5 protein-coding genes and 1 pseudogene are annotated in these 4,250 nt (G+C 45.6%); all 6 read left to right on the forward strand.

Annotated features, from left to right (window positions below):
- A pseudogene (locus tag H6S82_RS21060) lies at positions 1 to 301 on the forward strand (hypothetical protein); the annotation flags it as partial.
- Between the two features lie 558 nt (positions 302 to 859).
- Entirely contained in the window at positions 860 to 991 is a 132-nt protein-coding gene (locus H6S82_RS34120) for a hypothetical protein (RefSeq protein WP_255512256.1), read from the forward strand.
- 232 nt (positions 992 to 1,223) lie between these two features.
- Complete coding sequence (locus tag H6S82_RS21065) at positions 1,224 to 1,709, forward strand: RNA-binding protein (RefSeq protein WP_190466925.1); 486 nt, start codon at positions 1,224 to 1,226, stop codon at positions 1,707 to 1,709.
- Positions 1,710 to 1,832: 123 nt separating this feature from the next.
- On the forward strand, positions 1,833 to 1,976 hold the full coding sequence (locus H6S82_RS21070; protein ID WP_190466928.1) for a hypothetical protein: 144 nt from the start codon (positions 1,833 to 1,835) through the stop codon (positions 1,974 to 1,976).
- Positions 1,977 to 2,042: 66 nt separating this feature from the next.
- Complete coding sequence (locus H6S82_RS21075; RefSeq protein ID WP_190466931.1) at positions 2,043 to 3,197, forward strand: glycosyltransferase; 1,155 nt, start codon at positions 2,043 to 2,045, stop codon at positions 3,195 to 3,197.
- A gap of 173 nt (positions 3,198 to 3,370) precedes the next feature.
- Positions 3,371 to 4,102, forward strand: coding sequence for a sugar transferase (locus H6S82_RS21080; protein WP_190466934.1), 732 nt, complete (start codon positions 3,371 to 3,373; stop codon positions 4,100 to 4,102).
- The last annotated feature ends 148 nt before the right edge of the window (positions 4,103 to 4,250 follow it).

Below are 4,250 nucleotides of genomic sequence, written 5' to 3' on the forward strand. Positions count from 1 at the left end.
CTGGCTTTGTCAAGACCTCATTTTGCAAACGGCTACTGGTTTAGTTAAATTACACTTTTTTTCTTGGTTTGGGCCCATAGGCAATCTGTTGCCGCGATCGCCTCGCCCCAGCGATTTAGTCAACCGACCGATCTCCGCAACGGGTTGGTTTCGTCGGGGTGTTACGCCGTGGATCGATCTTGACAGCCTGAGAACTCAAGGCGGTAAAACCAGCCAAAGCGCTCATCCTGTCTGGTCTACGATTTTAGCGATCGCGGCTGCTCTTTGGGGCGCTTACATTATCTTCAAAGGCGGCGCATAGGGCTAGTGCCATTTAGCCCATCCCTTATGCCGACATCTATGTAAAGAAAAATTGCGACTTTTTTCTAAATGTGTTACATTTCTTTACAGGAATTCCTTGGTATTAGACAAGGCAACAGACAGATTTCTCAAACAGCCAGTCTGTGAAAAAGAAATCCCAAAAGCTTTTATAGCAATGGGTAATGGGCGATCGTAGTTCTGCCAGTAGGTGAAAAAGCGACAGACTGAGGTTCGGGGATGCTTGTCCGTAGAATCGGATACTACCAGGATTTCCTCCTCCCAACACAGCAAGTTTAACCAGCCGCAGCCATAGGCTGGTTTTTGTTTGCTATTGTGTAAAGATCGATAATCCTGTCGTACAATCTGTAGCGGAGCCTATGGTAAAAACAAAAATCCTGGGGGAGAATTACTCCACCTGTGACAGATATAGGCTGAAGCTGAAATCTCTCTTGAGAAATGGTTCCATGCCTTATAGCGTGATACCTTAAAGAATGGCGTCAACTTTTCAGGCAAGCAAGATACAACAGAAGAAGAAAACATCTGAGTTTCACTGGCATAAATGAAGGTCGATTGGGAAGCAATTTTAAGTCCGCCGCTAGAAGCATTAGAGTTTAGCGGTGAGATAAAAGATGGATTCAAGCTGTTTGAGGAAGCTCTAAGCCTGCTCAAACGGCGATTTTACTATGAGTAATCCTCGTGGTAAGCTATCTTCATATTGAATGCCGGAAACTTAGGTGTAGGATCTTGGGCATCGAGTATTAAGTAGCGTTTTTTCATGCGATGAGCTGTGTGGTGGCAATTGGTTAGAGGGACAGAACAATTAGTTTGTTTAGGAGTTCGTCAATCCACTTTCTCCTCAGCTAATATGCAGGGAGCGCCCTTGCAAGCAAGTTTTTTTTGAATTAAAGTCTGGAGGATCTTCTATGTCCGTTCGTCTATATGTAGGCAATTTGCCTAAAGAAGAAATCGATCGTCAAGAACTGCAAGCGGTTTTTGCCGAGGCTGGGGATTCGATTTCTACCAAGGTGATTAAAGACCGCAAAACAGGGAAATGCCGTGGTTTCGGTTTTGTTACCGTGCAGACAGATGAACAAGCCGATCAATTCATTGAAAAGTTCAACGGTTACGTTTTCAAGGAGAGTGCTTTAAAAATTGAAAAGGCATTGCCTCGGTCTAAAGGTCAAAGTGAGGAGGAAGCACCACCGCCGCCAGTTGCTAAATCGGCACCCAGCAGCAGTTCTGCTCCCAGCGAAAAGAGCCGTCGAAACAAGAAGAAGAACCGTGGTGGCAGTAGCGGTAGCAGCAGCACAACATCAACTAACTCTGAAGCAGTGCAACCAGATCCCCGTTGGGCACAGGAGCTAGAAAAACTAAAGCAGATGTTAGCGGCTCAAACAACAAATCCTTGAACAAATCTTTGATTTTCTCCCGACCCCCTAAAGGGGGAGGGATTATGGAGATAGTTCTGGGGTTTTGCTGGTTAGACGAGCAAGTAGAAGCTGGAAGTTTCCTCCAAACTGCTACTGGGTGCAATGTTTTTAGCAAAATTTTCCTTGTTAGCGACGATTTCACAAAAGTCGATTAGAGAAGCGGACTTTTTGTCTGCGATCGCCATCCAGGTAGAGGTAGAGAGTTGTCTACCTCTACCTATTGTTTGGCAATATTTGGGTATTTAATGTGGGAGCTTTTTTGTGTAAAGTGAGTTTAAATTTATCGCCGTTTTGAGTTGACAAAAGTTTGCTGTGCCATTGAAATATGCGCTTGTCCACGAGTGGTTAACACCTAAAGCAACCGGAGGTTCGGAACTGGTTGTTAGGGAAATATTGCGGCACATAGATGCCGATCTTTACGCGCTGATCGATTTTGAATCGATCGATCCAAATAGCTATTTATTTAAGCGCTCTATCGGTACGACGTTTTTGCAAAGGTTTCCCAGCGCTCGTAACGGGGTGCAAAAGTACCTACCTTTCTTGCCGCTCGCGATCGAACAGCTGGATTTGCGAGAGTACGATATTATCCTATCTTCCTCCCACACTGTTGCTAAAGGCGTGATTACAAGGCCACAACAGTTGCACATCTGTTATTGCCACGCTCCCATGCGTTTCGCTTGGGACTTGACTTTTGATTACCTTGCTGGTAGTGAGATGGGAAAAGGCGTTCAGGGGGTACTGACGCGGTATTTGCTGCATCGCTTGCGGCAGTGGGATGTGCTAACTGCCAATCGCGTCGATTACTTTATTGCTAATTCCAAACATACCGCAAGTCGGATTTGGCGTTGCTATCGCCGCCGTTCCGAAGTAATTTATCCGCCAGTCAACATTGAGCGATTTCCTTTTCAGGAAAAGAAAGAAGATTTTTACCTGACAGTTTCGCGGCTGGTGAGTTATAAAAAAGTCTCTTTAATCATCAAGGCTTTCAACCAGCTAGGACGCCCCCTGGTAGTCATCGGTACTGGGCCGGAACTGAAACAACTTCGCCAATTAGCAGGCGACAACGTACAGGTGCTGGGACCGCAGCCCAATGCTGTGGTCGAGAAATACATGGCCGAGGCGAAAGCGTTTGTGTATGCTGCCTGCGAGGATTTTGGTATTGCTTTGGTAGAAGCGCAAGCCTGCGGGACGCCGGTGATTGCCTTTGGTGCAGGTGGTGCCCTGGAAACGGTGCGAGATATTCGGGAATACCCAGATACAGGTACGGGCTTATTTTTTTGGGAACAATCGGAACTAGCTTTAGCGGAAGCAGTCAAGATTTTTGAAGCGCATCAGGGAAATTTTAATCCGGAGCGGGCGCACTCACAAGCTGGTGGGTTTGCGCCTACAATCTTTGCAGAGCGGTATTTCGGGTTTGTCGATCGCTCCTATTTGAGATTCAAATCTCGAAATCAGTCTCTTTTTTGAGTTGTCGGGGAGAGGGAGAGGGAAAAGGGAAAGGAGAGAGAGAGAAGGGAGAGGAGGAATTTTGACTTTTGACTTTTGACTTTTGACTTTCCTCCTCCTCTCTTCTACTCGTAAAGTCTCTTGAGGCTTTATGATGTGGACTGTGTGTGGTGTGAAGTAGTGTAAGGAGTAAAATGACTGCCGAAAGCCCGTTCATCTCCGGCAAACTGTTTCGGGGGTTAAAAAAGCGTGGTTTGCAGCCGCTCGAACTTACAGGCAGACTTAAGGGTCTGCCTCTTGAGCATCTAAAAGGAGACTTTGCCAAGCGGCTGTTCGATATTGCGTTTTCCTTATTGGTTTTGATCCTGTTTTCCCCGGTATACCTGCTGTTAGCCTTATTGATTGCGATCGGTTCCCCTGGGCCGATTTTTTACGTGCAAACGCGCATTGGGAAAAACTACAAGCCTTTTGGCTGTATTAAATTCCGAACTATGGTCACCAATGCGGATGAAATCCTGCGGGAGATGATGGCAGCTTCTCCTGAGTTGCAGCAAGAATTCCAGGACAATTTCAAGCTCAAAAATGACCCTCGCATTACCTGGATCGGTCGATTTTTGCGGGTGACCAGCCTCGATGAATTTCCCCAGTTTTGGAACGTTTTAAAGGGGGACATGAGTGTTGTTGGCCCTCGTCCGTTAGTTGCGGAGGAACTGTTCATGTACGGTCGCCATATTGATAAGATTTTGACAATTCGCCCTGGAATCACGGGGTTGTGGCAAGTTTCCGGACGAAATGATATTCCCTACGAAAAGCGCGTCAAGATTGATGTTTACTATGTCAATTTTCGCAATTTATGGCTGGATTTGTGGGTGATTATCAAAACCGTAGGTGTGGTAATTTTTCCCACGAATAACGGAGCTTATTAAGCTTCTATCGCAGCGCTTAAACATAAGCAGGACTTACGTATTAATAAACGGCATTTAGTTAGGAGTACAAATAAAAAAGTTATGATTTTGATGCTAAAATTTTAAGATGTTCAAAGTTTTGAAATCAAAAATCATAACTTTTAGATTC

It is taken from the genome of Planktothrix sp. FACHB-1355, from assembly GCF_014748295.1.
GTDB classification, from domain to species: Bacteria; Cyanobacteriota; Cyanobacteriia; order Cyanobacteriales; family Aerosakkonemataceae; genus Aerosakkonema; species Aerosakkonema funiforme_A.

Excerpts from the sequence above, each read along its gene's own strand:
- H6S82_RS34120 (WP_255512256.1), top strand. The coding sequence starts at position 860 with ATGAAGGTCGATTGGGAAGCAATTTTAAGTCCGCCGCTAGAAGCATTA.
- H6S82_RS21065 (WP_190466925.1), top strand. The coding sequence starts at position 1,224 with ATGTCCGTTCGTCTATATGTAGGCAATTTGCCTAAAGAAGAAATCGAT.
- H6S82_RS21070 (WP_190466928.1), top strand. The coding sequence starts at position 1,833 with ATGTTTTTAGCAAAATTTTCCTTGTTAGCGACGATTTCACAAAAGTCG.
- H6S82_RS21080 (WP_190466934.1), top strand. The coding sequence starts at position 3,371 with ATGACTGCCGAAAGCCCGTTCATCTCCGGCAAACTGTTTCGGGGGTTA.